Consider the following 20741-nt stretch of genomic DNA (forward strand, 5'->3'; position numbering starts at 1 on the left):
GTTGCCATGTCACTGAATACTCGTCCTAGAAAGGCGTTAGATTGGCTTACACCATTAGAGAAATTTGCTCAGCTTGTTGATTATCATATGGCTTTTGAAACTGTCGCACCTCATGTTTGAATTCGCCCAGAATCACAAAAAAAAGAATTAATTAAACTCATAGAGCAATGTGAATCAGAAACTCCTCCTAGAAAGGCTTTCAAGTCCACAGACTACGAGAACAATGAAGCATATGCTAGTTACATTCATTTTATTAGACAAGAAAAGCCATACTTTGAACCTAAGATTAAAATTTCTGATTTGAACAAGGTTTTATGTGTTAAGGGACGATTAACACAGGATAGGATTATAGCTCAAGCAGGCTCTTTTTTACTTTTCGGATTAGATGCAAGCCTGCCTGAAGATGGCAATGATGTCTTTAAGATAAAACGGATTAGAATTAAATCAGCTAACAAAAGCTCCATTTTAAAAGAGCTAGATCAGCTAAAAGTTAACCTTCGTACTATTTATCCTAGTCTAGAAAATACAGCGAAATATATAAAGTCAAAATTAGAACTCGAAGCAGATTCTAAGTAATATTATTAAATTAGACTCTTTTAATTATTAAAGAGTCTTTTTCTTCCAACATATAAAAAATCTCAATATGACCATCAAAAAAGTATCCTCTATCGCCAAACTCGAAGACTTAGGACGTATTCAGCTTTCAAAGTCTTTATTTATGCGTGACTTCCTCTATAGCGAAATCGCCAACTGGTACGGTGTACCCAACTTCCCCGATCATCCTGACATTGCAATCCGTACAGGTACAGAACTTTGCCAACAATTGTTAGAGCCACTCCAAGACAAGTTTGGACGTATTGCGATTCGTTCAGCTTATCGCTCTCCAAGCGTGAACCAACTCGGCAATGAAAAAGGACATAACTGCGCAACGAACGAGAAAAACTTTTCCAGTCATATTTGGGACTATCCTGATGCAAAAGGTTATGGGGCAACGGCTTGTATTGTCATTCCATCATTTTTAGAACTTTATGAGAAAGACCAAAGTAGCTGGCAACAATTGGCGTATTGGATTCATAACAATCTGAACTATAGCCACCTGCAATTTTTCCCAAAACTCTGTGCTTTTAATATTGGCTGGCATGAACAACCTGCACGCGAAATTTATAGTTATATTCAACCCAAAGGCTATTTGCTGCGTGGTGAAGCTGTGAATAAAGAATTTGAGAAATTTTATCCTGATTTATTGTAATCATTAATCCCCCCAAATCCCCCTTTTTCAAAGGAGGACTTGCCACGTCATCAATTGATACGCGTGGTTCCCTCTCCTGAGCAAGTTTTAAAGCACTGCTTTAAAATGAAGCGCAAGAAAGGATGAGGGCTAGGGAGAGGATTTTTTTAAATTAATACTCTTCTCTTAAATTTTCTAATTCAGTCGCACGTGCGGCAGTCGCTTCCATGTAACAACTATTGCTATTTACAGTTGCAATCGTCCCTCCATTCGGGTCGGCATAAAAATCGCAATTGGCATCACGATAGCGAATCCAGAGACGCTGAACCTCTTGAAGCTGTTTTTTACGGTTTGCATTCAGCGATGCCATCGTCTGTTTATAGGCATTATTTAACCGTGTATCTTGGCGATCTGTTTCGGCCGCAATACAATCCAGCATATTTACAGTAACGCCACCTGAGCGATCCATACAATTTGAGTATTGCCGACTCAAATCATTGTCCCCTGCGTACAGCGCAGGAGGAAGTATAAACATACTTAAACCCAATAAAGCAGTGCGTTTGAACATAACAACCCCTATCTTTTCATTTATGTTATTCATAATAAATACCATAATTGAACCCTGGCACGCATGCATTCAATCAGTTATTTCCCTCTTAACTCACCCAACTTATTCCACACATCCGGTGTCAAGAAAGTGACCACCAGTTTATTTAAATCCACATAACGCAGCACACCTTTAAGCTGACTTTTCACTTCAGGATTTTCTAAAATTTCCTCACCGGTAATCCGTCCAAGTTCCTGAAAACTGTCACCCACCGCTTGTACGCCTTCCGCAGCAATTACCGCTTTGGTCTGTGCAGAACATTGCTCTACCAATATACGCTGCAATACTTGGGCTAAATTTTTATCCAGCTGGGTTCTTTGTGCTTCATTCACATTACTGAATTTCTTCAATTCCGGATGTGCAGATAAGGCAACAAAGGTCCATTGCAGCACCGTTGTTTTATCTGCTGCCGTGGTGGATTTCACCAGACAGTTACTCAGCTGCTCGACGGTTGGCCCCGCAATAGCCATTTGGGTGGTAGCCATCAAGGCCATTGCCATTAATCCCCACCGAATTTTAGCTGTAAATCTGCGACGGATAACCTCAGTTTGGCGTGACATAAGCGAATCTCTTTTTTAACAATCAGCTACTTTGTATCATAGACTCGCACCTTGCCCGTGTTATTACTCTGTAATTTATGGCAATACACAAGCCACGGGCAAAAGACCGATATCTGATTAGGTGTATTGAGTGTAAATGTGAGTTTGAGATTAGAAATCCCCGTCTCTGTTCAGCATTTTTTAAGACGCCACTTTAAAAAAAAGGCGAGTGAAAGCATCCTCAGAATGTATTTTAAGGATGCTCGAAAGAGGATGGATTAAGAAGGAAAAAATAGTCCTACTTCACCTGCCTGAGCATATTCTTTGCTCCGGCATGATTATAATTATTGGCCAGGTTTTGCAAAATTTTTACCGCCTGACCTTTGGCATTGGAAAAACGGCTGCTATAACTCGGCACACTGGTTAAACAGCGCGCTACCAGCATCCCTGATTCAGTATAGACACGTGTTCCCTCTGTGCCCTGCAATTTGCCATAGTTATAGGCACGCTGGGCGTTGTTACAGGCATTATTCAGATTCTTGCCACTATTAATATCACGTCGCGCTGCCACATAAATCTTCATCTGATGTTGTTGCGGTGTTTCTGCTATTGTAGCTCGAGCTGATGCCGCTGCTAGCTGCTTTTTCTCCACTTCTTTTTTCTCTAACTCTTTTCTTTCTAATTCCTTTCGCTCTAATTCTTTCTTTTCCAGTTCTTTACGTGCTGATTCCTTCAGTTCATTTGTCGTCTTTGCGGCAGGAGTCTTAGGAGGAGTCGTGGTTTTTATCGATGCAGGGGCGGTTTTCTCCACAGCAACCCTGGCTTTAGTTGGACGATAAAAGTTTTTCGCTTGAGAAGGAGTCATGACCTGGGTGAGTAGTCGAACGCTACGCGTCTGGCTAGTTTTATCAACTTGTCGTTCAGAAGTTGGCTCAATCGAGACAATCCAACTTTCAGTCAGGTCATCCATACGACACTGATAGGCACCACTACCTTGTACAACACCCCGATTGGCACTCAGGCGTTTGCGTTGGGCAACATCTGCCACGGCACTAAAATTACTTTTATACAGCAGTGAAAATTTACCGCCCTGTTCATGACAATATTGCGTCAGTATCGAACGCGGATACATGGCCTGAGTCGTATTATTTTTCTGAGCTTGCCCCCAAAGATAAACATAATCTTTTGCACTACCATCACGCTGATTCAAAGCCCGTTTGGCAATCAGTTCTTCCGGACTGGAAAAAGGATGTAACACCTCTGATTTCAACCGATTCACGCTATTACACCCAGCTAAACCTGCTGCCCCTATTATTAGAATTATTACTTTTAGCTTCACAGCAAATATCTCAACCCCAAAATCCCGTATAACATAGCTTAAATAGCACAAAACAACAAACACAAGATATTGATAACTATAATATTTAAATGGTAAAAAGGCACATATCAGCCTCAACTTTGCTGATTATGCCAAGCTTCATGTGATAAAAATTGACACAAGTATCATTTTTAAATCAGTTCAAATAATAAACAATTCCATTCAGGACTCAAGAAAAAGATAGAAAAAACACATAAAAAACCGAAGAAGGCTGAGTCCTTCTCCGGCGGCTTATTCAGGGAACGCTACAGACCTTTATTATAATGGGTAATAAATTTACCTTTTATCCGCTATAACATTGCCTGAACAAGATCAGCATAAGAATAATTTCCTCAACGTACATTTGTTATTTTTATACGTCAAACCACCGGAAATTAAACGCCATCTTGGCTGGCCCTTAGGATTCTAGACAAGAAAAAAATATCTGAATACCCCAATATTGGGAGGTTCTGACACGATTTACCCAAGTCATCTGACCAACGGTCAGATCGATATTTTCCATTGGATTCTGTAAATTAACTCGCCCTAAAAAAAGCCAAACCTAAAACTGTTTGGCTAATAAAGCAGGATAATAATATGAGAAAAAATTAATCAATATGTGATTCAAATGCTTTCAACCGTTTATAGATCGACATCAGTTCAATAATCGTCGGCCAAGACAAAATCAGGTACTGGAAAGATTCTCGCACTTTGCCAAACACATTTAGGATTTGCATCATTAAACCGAGGGTAATTGCCCCTGCTGCAATACTTGGAAACAGAATAAATAATCCGTAAATATTGTCCAACTGCAAGTACCAGATCCGAACCATGTTGAAATAAGCATAGTGAAAATACAACCGGAAATAATTCCAGCGTACTCGGCTAAACAGTTCTTGTAATGTCAGCGGATGTGCGCGATCAGCATAGTCTTCGCCATAGACCAGCTCTTTACGATAGGCTGCCTCAACTTTCTGGTTATTAAACTCCAGTCCGGGCAGCTTCATTCCCACGACCATCAAAATGACCGTACCCAATACCGCCCAACCAATCGAGGCCCACATTAAAGCATGCGGTATTTCCCCTACAATTGGTAAAACTTTCACATGACTAGAGAGCTGATATAAGATCGGCAGGAATGCCATCAGCAACATCAGCGCTTCAATCAAGGAAACACTTAACTGCTCCGTGGTTTTGGCAAAGCGCATGGTATCTTCCTGGATACGTTGTGATGCACCTTCAATATGACGTAACTGCTCCCAATGTGCGGTGTAATAATCATTCATCGCGGTACGCCAGCGGAAGACATAATGGCTGACAAAAAACAGGTTAAATACCGCTAAAGTGACATAAACCATCGCAATATAAATAAAGGTTAATGCGCCTTGATACAGCAATGAAACATCCCCACCACCCTTAGTGAGCATTTGTTGAATCTGATCATAAAACGGGCTATACCATTCATTTAATACGACATTGACCTGTACCCCGAACCAGATATTAAACAGAATAAATGCCGAGCCCCAGACCGACCAGCGCTGCCATCGGTGTCCGGCTTTCCATTGCCAGAACAGCGCAAATATCGTAGTTGCAATGAAATACCAGAGATAGAACCAGATAAATTGAGCTGACCAGAAACGCCCGATACCGATTGTAAGCTTTTCATCAAAATAACCTTCAGGAAAACCCAGATAGGTTCCCCATCCTGATCCGCCACTATGCCAAAGCACAAGATTAATGATAAACCACAAAATCAGGCTGCTAAAAAACCAGACGGGTTGCGGGAAAAATGACTTAAACATGCCGACCCAGTTCTCCTTATGTCTCTTGGTCATCCAAATGACGCATAGTTTATTCTTATTTTAGATTTTTACTGTTATAAAGCATTAATTTTCCATTTAGTGTAAAAAAGGATAGAAGGATATCGAGTCTCTAGAAACTTATTTTTATCATTCAGCTCTACGTTATGATTTTCCTTATATTCTCGATTTTTATCATTTAGCAGAGCGATATCAAAAGACAGAAAAATCATCATGTTTTTGACCTTTTGTTATTTTGATAGACTTTTTTATGCCTGTTATCTGTCGGGTTTATGTAAAAGAACCTCATGCTTCTGAGCACTACGAGAATAGGATGAAAATCATGCATACTGCATGTCTTCTAGGTATCTTTTACCTAAATAGAGCACTTCTCCCTATTTGAATAAGTCATTGATCAAGTTCTCAGTTTTTGAAGAAACAGTTAAATTTTCAAAAATCATGCTATGATTTAATTATCGAAAAGTAATCTTATTTTGGAAAAAACTATGGAAAGTTCAGTAATTGAATTACTTAAACCGGTGACTCTACAAAAAGAAAACTGCGACCCTATTATTTTTGAAGCAGGCACTGTTTTGAAAGTGGTCATGCAGACTCCCACCAGTCTTCTGGTCAGTAATGATGATGACTTTAACTTTACCATTCCTTTAAAAGACGAAAATGAAGTGTGGCGAGAAATCTGAGTATTTTTCTCTCATGTAAATAGACGGGTTGTATCTGAATTTGGTTTCTTAAATTATATGATACGACCCTTAGCTTCTCTCCACTTTGATTGCTCTTGCGTTATTTTTTCAAAAAATTATTTCTTTCCTCTTCTCTCATTATTTACTGCTTTTAAACTGACTCATCCATTTGAGTAGAAAAATTTCTTTTAATTGAAACATCACTTAGTTTTTTGACCTATGTAAGATCACTGATGATCTGTTTTTCCGTGTTTTGTATCTGCTCTGTCATTGCAATAACATCTTTATATCTCTCCTCTCTTTAGCTCCACTTCATCTAACACCTATGTTTCGATTCAAAAAAAGAATATTCAAGTTATTTTCAGAGTTTAGTAATAGAACTGGAGTTCGTCTTCCTTCGATTTTTTATCCTCTGATAAAATTCACGAATAAGAATTAAAAAATTAATCTGAGACACTAAATTAAGAAGCTGTTTAAATTGTATAGCTCTCCAATTGGTCCCAAGAAAATTTGATGATACGAAATTTCCCTCTAGACAGTTTTAGTATTTTTGCTGTTAAGACAGCTTAGCCAATTTTAAAAAATATTAATTTTCATAAACTTAAGCTAAAAATTTTAATTATATATGCCCAATTTATAAATTTATTTAAATTATTATATTTAAAAATATCTCAAAATTACATCTCCCCATATATTTAAAAAATAAAATACAAATTAATAATAAATACTATATTCTGAAAAATTAATTACAAAATACACATTCAAAAATAACGATTAAATAATAAATCTTATTATCTAAAACCCTGAAAAATAATCAATCCAAGAAAACTTTAAAATATAAAATCCTTATAATTTATTTTTAAAATTTATTAACAATACTGGATTTCTACCAAAATATTTCTAAATCTTACAAAGTAACTGTACTTGTTAAAAGTGTTTCGTTTCTGCACTTAAAGCCAGTCTGTTAAATGAAATATGTTATAAATTTAATCAGATCAATGAACATTCAGGTAGTTTTAACTTTTAAATCAATTTAATTTCAGAGGCTTAGGTAGTATTTATGTCGATTCTCAAAGAAGATCAAGACCTAGAAGATTCACTTGCTACATCTTCTTATATATTACCTCAAGTGATTTTAAATCAGCTCAAACCTATTATTTATTCTCACAAACTTGTTTTATTTCTTGATATTGATGGAACCATTTCTGAATTCCACCCAGATCCAGCAAAAAGTATAATTAAGAGCGGAACCTTAAATACCTTAAAAGAGTTACAACAATATATTCAGCTAATATTAGTGACCGGTCGCTCAATTGCACAAGCACAAAAACTTATTTATCCATTTGACTGGAATATTGCCGGTTCTCACGGTCTGGAATTAAGCTATCAATCGCGTTTAAGCAAGTTAATTGATTTAAATCCTGAACAGTTTGAATTATTAAAAAATTATATTACAGAACATAGTAATAATATTCCTCAGACTCGAATAGAAATTAAAGACTATTCAGTCGCCCTGCATTTTCGTGAACATCCCTATTTAGAGCATCAAGTGCATGCATTTGCCTTGAATTGTCTTACTCATTTTCAGGATTTTGAACTTAAGGCTGGAAAGTTTGTATTTGAACTGGTGCCCAAAGGTGCAAATAAAGGTTCAGCTATCCAACAAATCATTCAGCAATATCACTTAAATGATCATTACCCCATTTTTATCGGAGATGACCTGACCGACGAAGCCGGTTTTCAAGTCATCAACACATTCAAAGGCTGCTCTATCAAAGTCGGTACAGGCAACACCGTGGCACAACATCGCCTCGAAAACGTGACTCAAGTACAGGCTTTTCTAGCGGAATTTCTAGAAATACTGAAAGCACAACAACAATTATTATTGGAGAAATTACATGTCGAAACTCATAGTGTTATCAAATCGTGTAAATCTACCTAAGTCAGACAATACACAGGCAGGTGGATTAGCGGTGGCATTGCAGGATGCTTTGCAGGATATAGGCGGTATCTGGGTTGGCTGGAATGGATCCCGAGTTGACCAGACGAAAGAGCAGAAGTTTCAAATCCTGAAGCATCAAAATGTTGAATATCACACGAGTCCATTGACTGAATCCCAATATCAAGGCTTTTATTGTGGTTTTGCCAACAATGCATTGTGGCCGCTGATGCACGACCAGCATCAACTTGTAGATTATCAGCCGCAGGATTTTAAGATCTATCAGGATGTCAATTTACGCTTTGCCAAGCACCTTAAACAGGTAGCATCTCCACACGATATTATCTGGATCCATGATTATCATTTTTTAAGCGTGGCGCATTATTGCCGTAAACTGGGCATGCGTAACCGTATTGGCTTTTTCCTGCATATTCCCTTTCCTGAACTAAGGCTCTGGCAGACTTTACCCGCCCATCGCGATCTGGCACATCATTTCGCCAACTACGATGTACTGGGTTTGCAGACCTCTCGCGATCAGGAAAACTGTTTAAATTTCCTTGAACAGACCTTAAAAGTGCAGCATCGTCACAATGAAATCCTGAATTATCAATCTCGAAAGATTCATGTGAAATGCTATCCGATTGGTGTGCATCCTGTGCAACTACAGAATCAGGCCTCAGATACCCATCTGGAAAAGCTTCCCTTTGATCTGGATACAGTGCAGCCTTATAAAACCATCATTTCAGTTGACCGGATTGATTATAGTAAAGGCTTATTGGAAAAAATCGGATCGTTGCAGAGCTTGCTAGAAGATCAACCGGAGTTTAAAAATCAATTCCAGCAATTACAAATTGCCTGTCCATGCCGACTGGATGTAAAGACCTATAAGAACCTGTATACGCAATTTAAAGCTGCTGTGCATGAACTCAATAGCCAGCATGGCACAGCGGACTGGTTACCCTTCGATTGCAGCTATGATACTTTGGGCCATGAGGCCTTGATGCAACTGTATCGTAAGGCAGATATTTGCTGGGTAAATTCGATCCGGGATGGTATGAATCTGGTCGCCAAGGAATATATTGCTGCACAGGATCCTTTAGATCCGGGTGTCTTGATTCTATCTAAATATGCCGGTGCTGCTGAACAAATGAAAGAAGCCTTACTGGTCGATCCTTATGAGCATGACAGTATGGCTAAAGCTTTGAAGAAGGCGCTGCGCATGTCTAAATCAGAACGTTTGGAGCGCTATCGTTATTTAAGCCAAGGCTTGAAAAATTTCGATATTATTCGCTGGCGTGATCAGTTTATCACTGACCTGAAAAACTCACAAAGCTTGCGGATCTATCGCCCGGTGGCTGCAGGAGCTTCAAACCAGTTCAGTGTGCATGCCTAAATTTTTAAATAAAAAAACACCAGCATTAAGCTGGTGTTTCGTTTTGAAGAGGAGCCACAATCTCTTCGCTGTGTTGCACTTCGCTTGGGTCTGCAGTGAGATGATTCAAAATCACAATACTCAATAGACCAATTGCAATGACACTAAATACCAGACTCAATCCGATAATTTCACTACCGAAGCCGACCAAGGCTGGTCCAATCAACGAACCTGTATAAGCAAATACCGATACATAAGACAATGCCACATGTGAAGCCAAAGTTTTTTGACGTCCTGCACGGGAAAACATCAGCGGTACAATGTTAGCGCTACCTAAACCTAAAATCGCATAGCCTACCAATACCACCTGCCAGACTGGCGCAAAGACTACGGTCAATAAACCGGTTGCAGCCAAGAGTGCGCTTAACAGAATCGTATTTTTTTCACCAAACTGCTGAATAATCAAGTGACCGCTAAAACGTCCCAACACCATCAAACCCGCAAAGAAACTATAAGCCAGACCGGTTTGCGCCGCAGGCAGACTGAACTCAGTAGCAAGATAAATACCACTCCAGTCCATAGCTGCACCTTCTGACAGAAAAGCCACAAAACAGATCAGACCAATGCCTAAAATCGCCCAGGTCGGCACTGCTTTTTTCACCGACTGTTCTGATGATGTTTCTTCTACCGCCGTTTTTAGCTCAGCACCCAAGCTCAAAGGAACAGCAAATAAGGCAATAAGCAGCAAAATCACACTGACAATCACCGCACCAGTTAAAGGCGCCAAGCCGAATCCCATTAACATGGTCATGCCCAGTACGCCTGCTAGACCACCTAAACTACACACTCCATGAAAACCTGACATTAAACTTTTACCGAGTTTTTTCTCAATCTGTGCAGCCTGAATATTGACAGTCACGCCCAAAGCCCCGGCACTGGCACCAAAGAAAAACAGGCTGATTGCCATCATTAAATGATTCGGACTATAAGCCAGAGCAGGCAAAATGAACAAAAATGCACTGAGAATTACAGCCAAAACGGTACGACAACCTAAGGCATTGGCCAGTCGGCCAGCCAGTGGCATCGCCAGCATTGAACCGATTCCGGCACACAGCAATAACAGGCCAAAATCAGCATGATTTAATAATAGGCGCTGCTGTGCATATGGAATTAAGGGTGCCCAAGCCGCAGTACTAAAGCCCAAGCTAAAGAAGCACAACGCAGTCGCTATTTTCTGCCATAGATATGGTGATGGAGACTGAATTCGAGAAAGCAGTGTTTGATTGAACATTGTATTACCAAAAAAGAAGGCTCAGGCATCCATTACCGATCATCCATAGAAAAACCCCACAGACTTATAGTTGAAATATATAAGTATGCGGGGCTGAATTTGCGTGAATTATAAACAGAATAAATTTAAATGGAATAGTTTTTAGAACCGAATTTTAAGATTTTTTACAAGTATCTGATTGTATAAAATTTATAGTTTTATGCTTTTATTTGCACAGGCTGATCGGTTTTTTAGCGGCCTGCTTAAGCTCAAGTTTTTGCAGAAAATGGGCAAAACCTGCAGCAATTTTTGAGCTGAGACGACTGCTGGTGGTGACTCTCAGTTGATTCGACCAGACAATCTGCGCGCCGGCTTTTTCTAAACGACGGATGAAATCGACATCTTCATGACAGTCCAGTTGCTGAAACCCATTGACCTGTATATAAGCCGAAGCTTTAAAACACAGGTTTGCGCCATGAATATGCCGATGTCCCATGCTGTCCTGATAATGTCGGAGATAAGCCTGACGGGTTTTCCGGCTTAAATGATCCCATTGATCCAGCTCGACTACACCACAAATCGCATCGGTGGGTTGATGCTGTAACATCACCTGAAACCAGTCGCACTGTACGAATGAATCGGCATCGGTACAACAAATCCAGTCACAGCCCTGCTCGATCATTTGCTGAATCCCCAAATGGCGTGCCTTACCGACATTTCGGAAGTCGCAGCTCATAGCCGGAATGCCCATTTGCTGAACTTTAACGGCGGTGCTATCAGTACAATGGTCCAAGACCACGAGAATCTGGATTTCAGGAAGATTTTCTATTGTTTTAAAATATTGAAAAAAATAAGTTTGTGCTGATTTTAAGGCTAACAGACAGCGTTCAATATAGGCTTCTTCATTACAGGCCGGAATCACCACACCGATTTTTTTCATCTTAAGCCCTCCTGCTCTGCTACGGATTGCGCTGAATTCAGCCAGAGATCTATCAAAAAATCGGAATCCTGCAAACTTAAACGATGGGAATAGTTTAAATGCGCTTTGAGATACTGATGGACATCTTCACCATTTAAGCTAAATCCTGAGATTGGCGCGCGCCAATGACAACTCAAGATACATCCACCCGGTTCCAGTGCAGTATGCAGCCATGTCAGCACCTGTTGCAGAGCAATCGGGTTTAGATAATATAAAATCTCACTGACGACAATGAGCTGAAATTTCTGTTTGGGCAAATCATCTGGCACGATCCGCTGTAACACCTGCACATGTGAATAATCTTGTAAACGCTGTTGAGCCAACTGGATCGCAGTATCATTGGCATCCAGACACATTAAGCTATTTGTCCGCTGTGCCAGTTCCTGACTGAAGATGCCGTTACTGCAACCAATTTCAATCGCAGAGTCAAATTGCAAGCTCGGCAAGACCGCCAGACAAATCTGCCGTTTGCGCTGTTCATACCAACGCTGTTCATATTGCCAAGGATCTCCCTGATTCAGTGCATATAACGCATCGAAATATTCCTGATCATAGGCTGCTTTACTGTTCATACAGATACACCTCCCAGGGCTGTAAAATACGTTGCAATGCCTGCTCAGGCAGAATCGGTGATTGTTCAATCGTTGGATCAAGCTCGATCTGGCTCTTAAAACACCGCGCAGCTCGAGACTTATATTGCAATTCTTCCTCAGTTAATCTGAGTTGATGAGCGACGGTCCAAGGAATTCTGGTATCTCCAGGTGTTGCCCAATGCCATGCCCAAATCAAGACTTGAATACAGGGCAAATGAAGTTCAGTCGCCAGCTGCTGTGTGACCTGCCCTGTAATTTCATGATCTGGATGTCCATCATGAACAAATGTGCTAATTAACACATCATTCGGCTGCAGATAAGATTGCAGATGCTGTTGCAACACATCCCGCTGTTCTGCCACCTTGCCATCCTGAATGTCTAAAGCGATCCGCAGAATATTCTGTTTTAAAGGCAACGCTTCCAAAGCTATTCGTGTTTCAGTAGGACGAATCTGGTTCAACTCTTCGGGAGTATACAGACTAGAGCCCGGATGACTGGCCGTTCCGTTGGTAACAGCAAAAAGTACGATTTGATAGCCAAGTTTGTCCAGACGCTGAATCAGACCTCCACAGCCCAAAATTTCATCATCAGGATGAGGGGCAATGATGCAAACCCTGGCATTCGGTGGAATAACCTTAGGAATATCGAATTCCGGCATCTGTTGCAGGATCTGACAGGAACGCCATTCTTCAAGCCTTGTGCCTTCACCATGGATGACACGATCCCCTACAATCTCATGTCTTATAACGTCCATAATTGTTCCTCCTGTGCAGTCAGCTCGCCAATCCGCTCCAAGTCAAATGCAGCATGACTTTGACGAATAAATACCGGAAGATCTGCTGCAAGCCGAGCGAAATGCGGATGCTCACAATACGGCCCAGCACCAAGTGCCTTACCTACATGAGTTAGTACATTTAAGGCAGTCGCTTCCACCTGAGCACGTAGGCTACGAATCTTTAACTCATGTGCGTGTTGCGGTTGCTGATCAATCAATGCAGCAACTTGATAAAATAAGGACTGTGTCGCTAAAAGCTCCCGACTAATTTCACCGAGATACATGGCCTTATAGGCATGCGGTTTTAACAATACTGCCTGTCTTAAATATTCAGCCAAACGCACGGTTGCGCCATACCAGCACGCGGCCACACCTGCGGCGCCATGCCAGAATCCGGGCCGATCCAGATAGGCATTTGGAGCTGCGACTTTTTCCACCTCAACATGATCCAGTTCCAGCCGGGCAGTCAAGGTATGCTGCATGCCCACTGCCTGCCAGGCATCCTGATGATGCTGAATGCCTTCTTGCGACAAATCTAGAATCAGTAATTGTGAATATTGCTGCTCATCACGGTGAGTCAGCAGACCGTGTTGCACCCAGACCGATGCAGAACACCAAGGCTTAATTCCGCTTAGCTTTCCTGCTTGCAATGTTAAAGGTTTGGGGCCACCTTCTGCTGCCCATACTGCCCATAAGCCTTTTTGTTCTACCGGAATATTCAATTCATGCAAAATGGCCAAGGCGTCCAGATGGGATTCAAACAATTTGCCTAGGGTCAGATTGCTTGCCGAAACCTGACTAAGCATCTGCCAGCGTTTTAAGGTGGCTCCGGAAGCGGGATAAGGCACCTGATCGGAAATCGCCACCAGTTCCATTAAAGTGTGCTGAATTTTTTCTTGTAGCTCCAGAGGAGAGTTTTCAAATCTTTGTAATATTGAACCGAGGTTCTGCATGCGGTTCCTCATAAAATACAGATAATGTTGTTGTGTTTTTAAAGTCAGTTAATGAGAAAGCTTGCGCATTTGTTTTAAACGTGTGGTCAGCCCTAATACCTTACGCCGTGTATTAATCTCTTCTTCATTGAAACAGAGCTGTTGCATCAGTTCAGTTAGAGGCAAATGATTATGCTCAATGAGATAGATATCCTGCTCTCTGCTCCATTTGGTTTGTTGTGCTTGAGCCAACAACTTTTTGACATCCGGTCTCACCATCTCTTCATCCATTTTAAAACCATCAGGATAGAAGCCGGAGCCTCTATCCTCTAAAATATAAATTAGATCGTTTAGGCAGGAATTGCTTCTGCAATCGCTTCACGCGCCCAGACACGATGGTTCAGGATCAAAGTCTTGAAGCTATCTTGTACTGCTTCAAACTGTCCGTTTGCCAGAGTTCCTTCATCGCTAACCAAACGCAGATCTTCAATCAGCTTGCCTTTATCACCCAGGAACACGATTGGTTTTAAATGCTTGTAGGCTTCCAGCAGATAATGAGTCGCCACACCGTCTTTCATTACCACATCGTAATTATCACCGTCAGCAATCACCACGGCATCATAGGCAATGGATGGTTCTGCTTTTTGCATACCATCGGAAGGAATCACCTCGCCTTGCTGACCCAGTACCGGGCCCGGTTTTGGGGTCAATACATCGACCACAGCCCCTTCTGATTCTGCCCAAGCTTGAACAGCTTTGATACTGGCCTCATTGGCCTTGTCGTGCACCAATAGCGCAATTTTGCGTGCCTTAATATCTTCAGGTTTAAATGCCTCAAAAGATAAACGTGGTGAAACCTGCACCTCTGGCAATTTTGCCGCCTTTTTCTCTGACGGAATTTCAATACCCAATTGGTCAGCAACCTGCTGTGCCAAGTCCAGATCGATATTACACAGCACTTCAAGTACTTCACGTTCACGAATATATTTGCGCTCCACCTTGCTCAGCTCGAAGACATAGGCATCGACAATGTGCTTTTGCTCATGTGGTGCCTGGCTGCGGTAGAAAAGACGGGCCTGACTAAAGTGATCACTGAATGATTCGCTACGCTGACGGATCTTGTGTCCATCAATACGTTCCTGATAGCTTTCAAAACCACCACCTTGCGCTGCAGGCGGAGTTTCAGCCGGCCAGTTATTGTCAATCGAGTTCGGCTCATAACTGGCTTGACCAGTATGCACAATACGCTGATGTAAACCATCACGCTGATTATTGTGGAATGGACAAACCGGCTTGTTGATTGGAATCTGGTGGAAATTTGGACCACCTAAACGGCTAAGCTGAGTATCGGTATAGGAGAACAATCGTGCCTGTAATAACGGGTCATTGGTAAAATCAAGTCCCGGCACAATATGTCCCGGACAGAATGCTACCTGCTCGGTTTCACCGAAGAAATAATCCACATTACGGTTCAGTACCATTCTGCCAATCGGTGTCACTGGCACCAGTTCTTCCGGAATAATCTTGGTTGGGTCCAGCAAGTCGAAGTCGTACTTCATCTCATCTTCTTCTGGAACGACCTGTACACCCAGTTCCCATTCCGGATAGTTACCGGAGGCAATCGCTTCATATAAGTCACGACGATGGAAATCCGGATCTTTACCCGCCAGTTTTTGTGCTTCATCCCAGACCAGTTGGGCTAGACCCTGTTTTGGCGTCCAGTGGAATTTAACAAAAACCGCTTTATTCTCGGCATTGATAAAACGGAAAGTATGTACACCAAAGCCTTGAATGGCTCTTAAATTACGCGGAATACCCCGATCCGACATGGCCCACATCACCGCATGTGCAGATTCAGGCACTAAGGAAACAAAATCCCAAAAAGTATCATGTGCAGATGCACCGGTAGGAATCTCGGTCTGTGGTTCAGGCTTGACCGCATGTACAAAATCCGGGAACTTGATCCCATCCTGGATAAAGAATACCGGCGCATCATTCGCTACCAGATCGAAGTTACCTTCATCCGTATAAAACTTGGTGGCAAAACCACGGATATCACGTACCGTATCTGCTGAACCACGTGGTCCCTGTACGGTAGAAAAACGCACAAATACTGGCGTTTGCACACTGGTATTGGTCAGGAAGCCTGCCTTGGTCAGTTTTTCATTCCCCGGATAAGCCTCAAAATAGCCATGTGCGCCGACACCGCGGGCATGCACAATACGTTCTGGAATTCGCTCATGGTCAAAATGGGTAATTTTTTCCCGAAGAATAAAATCTTCGATCAAGGTCGCACCGCGAACGCCTGCCTTGAGACTGTTCTGGTTATCGGAAATTTTAACCCCTTGATTGGTGGTGAGTGCCTGCTCGGTCGCATCACTGCGATATGCGTCGAGCTGCTCACTTTTTTTATTGGTATTTTGTTTGTCTAAACTGTCTTTACCAGTCGCGGGGCTATTGGCCTTAATTTTCATGATGTATTCCTTGCTGAGCTTGAGTTTAGTTCAGATATTATTGGTCTATCTCAAAGTCGCTTGAGCTGATATGTTGCATGGTTTGACCAATCAAACTCATCCCGCAAGTCAATCTGCTACAGCCGATCCTGTATCAGCCTCATATTTCTTCTGAATATGCTGACTCGAAGCATTTTCGCTTTTCTGGGAATATTGTTATTGGTTTCGCCTGTGTCCTAACATAACTGCATTTGAGAAAGAGATTTATTATTGTTTGTAGTGCCTTGTTTAATTAAGGCAGCATTGTGTTATTTTTTATAAATTTCGGGTTTATTAACGATTAAGATTTTCATCTAAGTTATTTATTTAAAATAAAATTTTAAAATATTACAGAGATGTTTCGAAATAAAGACTCAGTGGAGTGATATGTGATCTTGCTCATAAATAAGCGTCATAACCTAACACGATGTTTCAATCCTGAAATGATTAGGACTTTTTTAGAAGTTCAATTTGCTATGAAAAATTAACGTGCTACCGCTGAGGATGGTCAGAACTTGACAGAGTTAAATAGTTACAATCCAGCGCCCTGCTTATACATAATGACTAAACTTCCTGCCTTTATATTGATCTAATATCTATAACTTATAACCACTTAAATCTCTTAGCCTGTTCAGATCAAATACAAAGTCATAGAGATCATTTCATCTCTTGACTCGGGCTTCGACTACATCCGACTTTATTTTAATACACATTATCGCCTTAAGTTTGAAGGAGTAAGAGCATGGCCTCTTCTAAAAAAGAATCTAAAGCAATGAAAATTGATATCGGAATTTCGCATGATGATCGCGCCAAAATTGTCGACGGTTTATCCAGACTTTTAGCAGACAGTTATACCCTGTATTTAATGACCCATAATTTCCACTGGAATGTTACCGGCCCCCAGTTCAACAGCCTGCACAACATGTTTATGACTCAATACACTGAGCAGTGGAATGCGCTGGACATCATTGCTGAACGTATTCGGGCTTTGGGTTTTGCAGCACCCGGCACTTATAAACAGTTTGTAAAACTCACCTCCATTAAAGAAGTCGAAGGGGTGCCTAAAGCCGAAGAAATGATACGTTTACTGGTAGATGCACATGAAACTGTGGCACGTACCGCCAGAAGTATTTTTTCGATCATTGAAGAAGCCAATGATCAGCCGACTGCTGACATTCTCACGCAAAGACTGGAAGTACACGAAAAAACTGCCTGGATGCTGAGAAGTAATCTGGAACAATAAAATCGGATTGAATCTTTGAGATCAGGCTTATTCACAGGATGAAATGGAAACTTGCGGTAGTACCATTAAGTTCAGTTTCATCCTGACGCTTTCAATAGGTATGATTTACCGGCGCTCATTGATTAGATCAACCTGAAAAACACAATCATTAGAATTCAACTGTAAAATTTTAAGGATGTAGGCAATCGCGTACATCCTTTTTTAACAAACAGGTTGTTTCCAGATTATTTCAATCTCAGATATGGCTATCATTTTTTGAAAGCTATAAATCTGAAATATCTTTTCTATCGCTTCAAAAAATTAGCCCTCCTGGCTCCTTGCAGTACAGCTTAATCTTCAGGAGAATTGCTCGAATCGCTTTCAATCCGGCCATCGACCAGATTAATGGTGCGATCACAAGTAGCGGACAGGCGCGGATCATGCGTGACCAAAAGTACGGCGCAGTCGCGTTCACGATGCACTTTACGAAACAGTTCAAACATATCAGCCGCGGTCTGGGTATCCAGATTACCTGTCGGTTCATCGGCCAATAATAATGCCGGCTCAGTAATCAAGGCCCGGGCAATCGCCACCCGCTGCTGCTGCCCTCCAGATAATTCATTCGGTTTACGTTCAGCAAATTTTTCCAGCCCTACTGCCGTCAATAAATCACGTGCACGTTGCATTGCCTGCTGATTCGGTTTGCCATGCGCCATCATTAAAGGCATGAGAATATTATCCAGTGCACTAAAGGCCTGAATCAGATGGTGAAACTGAAATACAAACCCGATGCTGTTACCGCGAAGCGCTGTACGACCGGTGTCATCCATCGCACTGGTAGGTTGTCCCAACAAATACAGCTCGCCACTCGTTGGTTTATCTAGCAGTCCCAGAATATTTAATAAGGTACTTTTACCAGAACCGGAAGGGCCAATGAGTGCAGCAAAGTCGTTGCGATCAATGCGCAGGTCAATGCCATGCAAGACCTCCACTTCATTGGGCTGGCCAATATTATAAGATTTTCGCAGCGCTTCCAGACGCAGAACTTCCTGAGATTGCTCAGACATGACGAATCGCCTCCACCGGATCGAGTGCCGCGGCCCGACGTGATGGCACTGCTGCCGCCAGTACGCCTGTTAATGTGGCCAACAATAGTGCCAATATCACCAGTTCAATCGAAATTGGAATATAGAATAATCCCGGCCCAAAATTATTAAATACCCATACCAGACCATAACTGACTATGCTGCCCAGCACTGAACCGAGCAAGCCAAAGATTGCACCCTGAAACAGAAAAACTCTCAGGATTTGCGATTGGGTTGCACCCGTCGCCCGCAAAATACCAATTTCCCGGGTGCGCTGCACCACACTGACGGACATGACGCTGGCAATCCCGAAAGCCACCGAAATTGCGACAAAGACAATAATCATATTGGTGGACAGGTTTTGTGCAGTAATGGCATTCATCAGTTGGGCATTGGTTTCAATCCAGCTTTCGGCTTTTAATGAGGTCAGGCGTCCGACTTGTGCTGCAACCTGGTCTGCTTCAAAAATATTGGCAATGGTCAGATCAATGACTGTTACTCCGCCTGGCAGGCCGAGTAAGGACTGCGCCTGCTTGAGATCCAGATAAACATAACGCGCATCCAGTTCGCGCACGCCCAGCTCAAAGATACCGGCAATATTCACCAAGGCACTGTTCTGTTGGCCAGTATCCAGTCGCAACTTGCTGCCGACCTGAACACCGAGGTCTTTGGCCAATTGACTGCCAATCAGTACATCATCCGCGCCAACCCGCAACTGACCACTGGTTAAATATTCTTTTAATGGAATGATCTGCTGATAACGCTCCAAATTCATCCCGACCAAGGCCACTGATTCGATCGCATCACCCCGTTGTACAAAGGCAGGACCAGACACTACCGGCGAGACGGCGGTCAGTACAGGCAACTGGTCTAGTGTTTCGGTAATCTGTTGCCAATTATTGATCGAACGCAGGCGCTGTGCCCGTTTGTCTTCCTGCAATAATTGCACTGTTCCGGCGGGAGGTGACACAATCCGGTTGACTTCATCCGGTGACAACAGGCGTATATGCGCCTGTGTGCCTAAGGTACGTTCGACAATATTGGCTTGCAGCCCCTGAATCAACGCGGTGATAAAGACGATTACTGCCACGCCCACGGCGACCCCGATGGTGATCATGATGGACTGCGCGCGACCCTCGCGCAAAAAACTGACCGCGATTTTCCATTCGATCCAGAGCCGCCCGAATAAGTTTTTCAATCGAAGTTCACCGGTAATTCATTTTTGCTATTGGCCGTATCAGCAGAATTCAGCAATGAGCTCTGTTGTGGTTTTAAGCGAACTCTGGTGCCATCCTCCAATGAAGATTCGGCATCTGCCAGCACCTGATCACCCTCGCTCAGGCCGGATTTCACTTCTGACATGGCCAGGCCACGCAAACCTAAAGTAATCTGCTGACGCTGTACTTTTCCATCACGTACCATTAAGACCACAGCTTTATCTCCCTTGATACTGCTTAAAGCATCATTCGGAATAGCCAGTGCCCGTGCTCGTTTGGCCGTCTCGACATTCACCGATACTGTCATGTCCTGACGCAGAAAATCTGGTACGAGATTGACAGTTAACCTGACCTCTACCGTACCGCGCTGTGGGTCAATACTTGGAGCAATAAAGTTGATCCGGGCCGGGAAAGACTGATCCGGATAGGCATCGCTAATGACGGTCGCATTTTGCTGCAAGGCCAGTTGCGGTAAATTCCGCTCATCTAGCGGTACCCGGATTTCTGTATAGTCAAATCATTATAAAACTAATACAATGGTGCAATGAGTTATTCAGAACATTTTAGACGTAAAATTTTAGCTAAGCTTGAGGAAGGTTATTCTATTCGAGCGGTAGCTGCACAATTTGAAATT

General features: G+C 42.3%; 20 protein-coding genes and 1 pseudogene. 7 read left to right on the forward strand and 14 right to left on the reverse strand.

What is annotated here, in order from left to right; genetic code table 11:
- The 3 genes and pseudogenes from AC1P5O_RS13500 to AC1P5O_RS13510 all read left to right on the forward strand — a co-directional run.
- Positions 1 to 120: pseudogene (locus AC1P5O_RS13500) on the forward strand (IS30 family transposase); the annotation flags it as partial.
- Positions 121 to 300: 180 nt separating this feature from the next.
- Complete coding sequence (locus AC1P5O_RS13505; RefSeq protein ID WP_228733306.1) at positions 301 to 576, forward strand: hypothetical protein; 276 nt, start codon at positions 301 to 303, stop codon at positions 574 to 576.
- A 67-nt stretch (positions 577 to 643) separates the two neighbouring features.
- Positions 644 to 1249, forward strand: a complete 606-nt coding sequence (locus AC1P5O_RS13510) for a hypothetical protein (protein WP_005096158.1) — start codon at positions 644 to 646, stop codon at positions 1247 to 1249.
- A gap of 151 nt (positions 1250 to 1400) precedes the next feature.
- Here AC1P5O_RS13510 and AC1P5O_RS13515 read toward each other — a convergent pair whose 3' ends face one another.
- The 4 genes from AC1P5O_RS13515 to sbmA all read right to left on the reverse strand — a co-directional run bounded on the left by AC1P5O_RS13515 (position 1401) and on the right by sbmA (position 5533).
- On the reverse strand, positions 1401 to 1796 hold the full coding sequence (locus AC1P5O_RS13515) for a lysozyme inhibitor LprI family protein (RefSeq protein WP_004279354.1): 396 nt from the start codon (positions 1794 to 1796) through the stop codon (positions 1401 to 1403).
- 77 nt (positions 1797 to 1873) lie between these two features.
- A complete protein-coding gene (locus AC1P5O_RS13520) occupies positions 1874 to 2395 on the reverse strand; it encodes a hypothetical protein (protein ID WP_005251208.1) in 522 nt (173 codons plus the stop codon).
- A gap of 277 nt (positions 2396 to 2672) precedes the next feature.
- On the reverse strand, positions 2673 to 3653 hold the full coding sequence (locus tag AC1P5O_RS13525; RefSeq protein WP_034435981.1) for a hypothetical protein: 981 nt from the start codon (positions 3651 to 3653) through the stop codon (positions 2673 to 2675).
- Positions 3654 to 4339: 686 nt separating this feature from the next.
- On the reverse strand, positions 4340 to 5533 hold the full coding sequence (gene sbmA, locus AC1P5O_RS13530; protein WP_005262445.1) for a peptide antibiotic transporter SbmA: 1194 nt from the start codon (positions 5531 to 5533) through the stop codon (positions 4340 to 4342).
- A 503-nt stretch (positions 5534 to 6036) separates the two neighbouring features.
- On the opposite strand from sbmA, the gene AC1P5O_RS13535 reads away from it, so the two are divergent.
- The 3 genes from AC1P5O_RS13535 to AC1P5O_RS13545 all read left to right on the forward strand — a co-directional run bounded on the left by AC1P5O_RS13535 (position 6037) and on the right by AC1P5O_RS13545 (position 9563).
- On the forward strand, positions 6037 to 6231 hold the full coding sequence (locus AC1P5O_RS13535) for a hypothetical protein (RefSeq protein WP_004730396.1): 195 nt from the start codon (positions 6037 to 6039) through the stop codon (positions 6229 to 6231).
- A gap of 1060 nt (positions 6232 to 7291) precedes the next feature.
- Entirely contained in the window at positions 7292 to 8173 is an 882-nt protein-coding gene (gene otsB, locus AC1P5O_RS13540; protein ID WP_005251200.1) for a trehalose-phosphatase, read from the forward strand.
- Entirely contained in the window at positions 8130 to 9563 is a 1434-nt protein-coding gene (locus AC1P5O_RS13545) for a trehalose-6-phosphate synthase (protein WP_005251198.1), read from the forward strand. Before otsB ends, AC1P5O_RS13545 begins: the two co-directional genes overlap by 44 nt.
- Before the next feature lie 25 nt (positions 9564 to 9588).
- Here the strand turns inward: AC1P5O_RS13545 and AC1P5O_RS13550 are convergent, their stop codons facing one another.
- From AC1P5O_RS13550 to katE, 7 genes are all read right to left on the reverse strand, one after another.
- The gene (locus tag AC1P5O_RS13550; RefSeq protein ID WP_005251197.1) at positions 9589 to 10833 is read right to left on the reverse strand and encodes an MFS transporter; all 1245 of its coding nucleotides are present in this window, start codon (positions 10831 to 10833) and stop codon (positions 9589 to 9591) included.
- Positions 10834 to 11038: 205 nt separating this feature from the next.
- Positions 11039 to 11752, reverse strand: coding sequence for a glycosyltransferase family 2 protein (locus AC1P5O_RS13555; RefSeq protein ID WP_005251195.1), 714 nt, complete (start codon positions 11750 to 11752; stop codon positions 11039 to 11041).
- Positions 11749 to 12363: a class I SAM-dependent DNA methyltransferase gene (locus AC1P5O_RS13560; RefSeq protein WP_005251192.1), complete on the reverse strand. Its 615-nt coding sequence runs from the start codon at positions 12361 to 12363 to the stop codon at positions 11749 to 11751. Before AC1P5O_RS13560 ends, AC1P5O_RS13555 begins: the two co-directional genes overlap by 4 nt.
- Positions 12353 to 13138, reverse strand: a complete 786-nt coding sequence (locus AC1P5O_RS13565) for a PIG-L deacetylase family protein (protein WP_005251190.1) — start codon at positions 13136 to 13138, stop codon at positions 12353 to 12355. Before AC1P5O_RS13565 ends, AC1P5O_RS13560 begins: the two co-directional genes overlap by 11 nt.
- Positions 13126 to 14112 (reverse strand): hypothetical protein, encoded by a 987-nt coding sequence (locus AC1P5O_RS13570; protein ID WP_005251188.1) that lies wholly within the window; start codon positions 14110 to 14112, stop codon positions 13126 to 13128. The genes AC1P5O_RS13565 and AC1P5O_RS13570 overlap by 13 nt, the downstream gene beginning before the upstream one ends.
- A gap of 48 nt (positions 14113 to 14160) precedes the next feature.
- The gene (locus tag AC1P5O_RS13575; protein ID WP_016806893.1) at positions 14161 to 14382 is read right to left on the reverse strand and encodes a hypothetical protein; all 222 of its coding nucleotides are present in this window, start codon (positions 14380 to 14382) and stop codon (positions 14161 to 14163) included.
- Positions 14383 to 14441: 59 nt separating this feature from the next.
- Positions 14442 to 16565, reverse strand: coding sequence for a catalase HPII (gene katE / locus AC1P5O_RS13580; RefSeq protein ID WP_005251185.1), 2124 nt, complete (start codon positions 16563 to 16565; stop codon positions 14442 to 14444).
- Between the two features lie 760 nt (positions 16566 to 17325).
- Between katE and AC1P5O_RS13585 the strand changes: the two genes are divergently transcribed.
- The gene (locus tag AC1P5O_RS13585; protein WP_004646199.1) at positions 17326 to 17826 is read left to right on the forward strand and encodes a Dps family protein; all 501 of its coding nucleotides are present in this window, start codon (positions 17326 to 17328) and stop codon (positions 17824 to 17826) included.
- A gap of 329 nt (positions 17827 to 18155) precedes the next feature.
- Here AC1P5O_RS13585 and AC1P5O_RS13590 read toward each other — a convergent pair whose 3' ends face one another.
- The 3 genes from AC1P5O_RS13590 to AC1P5O_RS13600 are packed head-to-tail and all read right to left on the reverse strand — an operon-like array spanning position 18156 to position 20609.
- On the reverse strand, positions 18156 to 18872 hold the full coding sequence (locus AC1P5O_RS13590; RefSeq protein ID WP_005251184.1) for an ABC transporter ATP-binding protein: 717 nt from the start codon (positions 18870 to 18872) through the stop codon (positions 18156 to 18158).
- Positions 18865 to 20088: an ABC transporter permease gene (locus AC1P5O_RS13595; protein ID WP_005251182.1), complete on the reverse strand. Its 1224-nt coding sequence runs from the start codon at positions 20086 to 20088 to the stop codon at positions 18865 to 18867. Before AC1P5O_RS13595 ends, AC1P5O_RS13590 begins: the two co-directional genes overlap by 8 nt.
- Positions 20085 to 20609, reverse strand: coding sequence for an efflux RND transporter periplasmic adaptor subunit (locus AC1P5O_RS13600; RefSeq protein ID WP_499006165.1), 525 nt, complete (start codon positions 20607 to 20609; stop codon positions 20085 to 20087). The genes AC1P5O_RS13595 and AC1P5O_RS13600 overlap by 4 nt, the downstream gene beginning before the upstream one ends.
- Between the last annotated feature and the right edge of the window lie 132 nt (positions 20610 to 20741).

It is taken from the genome of Prolinoborus fasciculus (assembly GCF_056724605.1).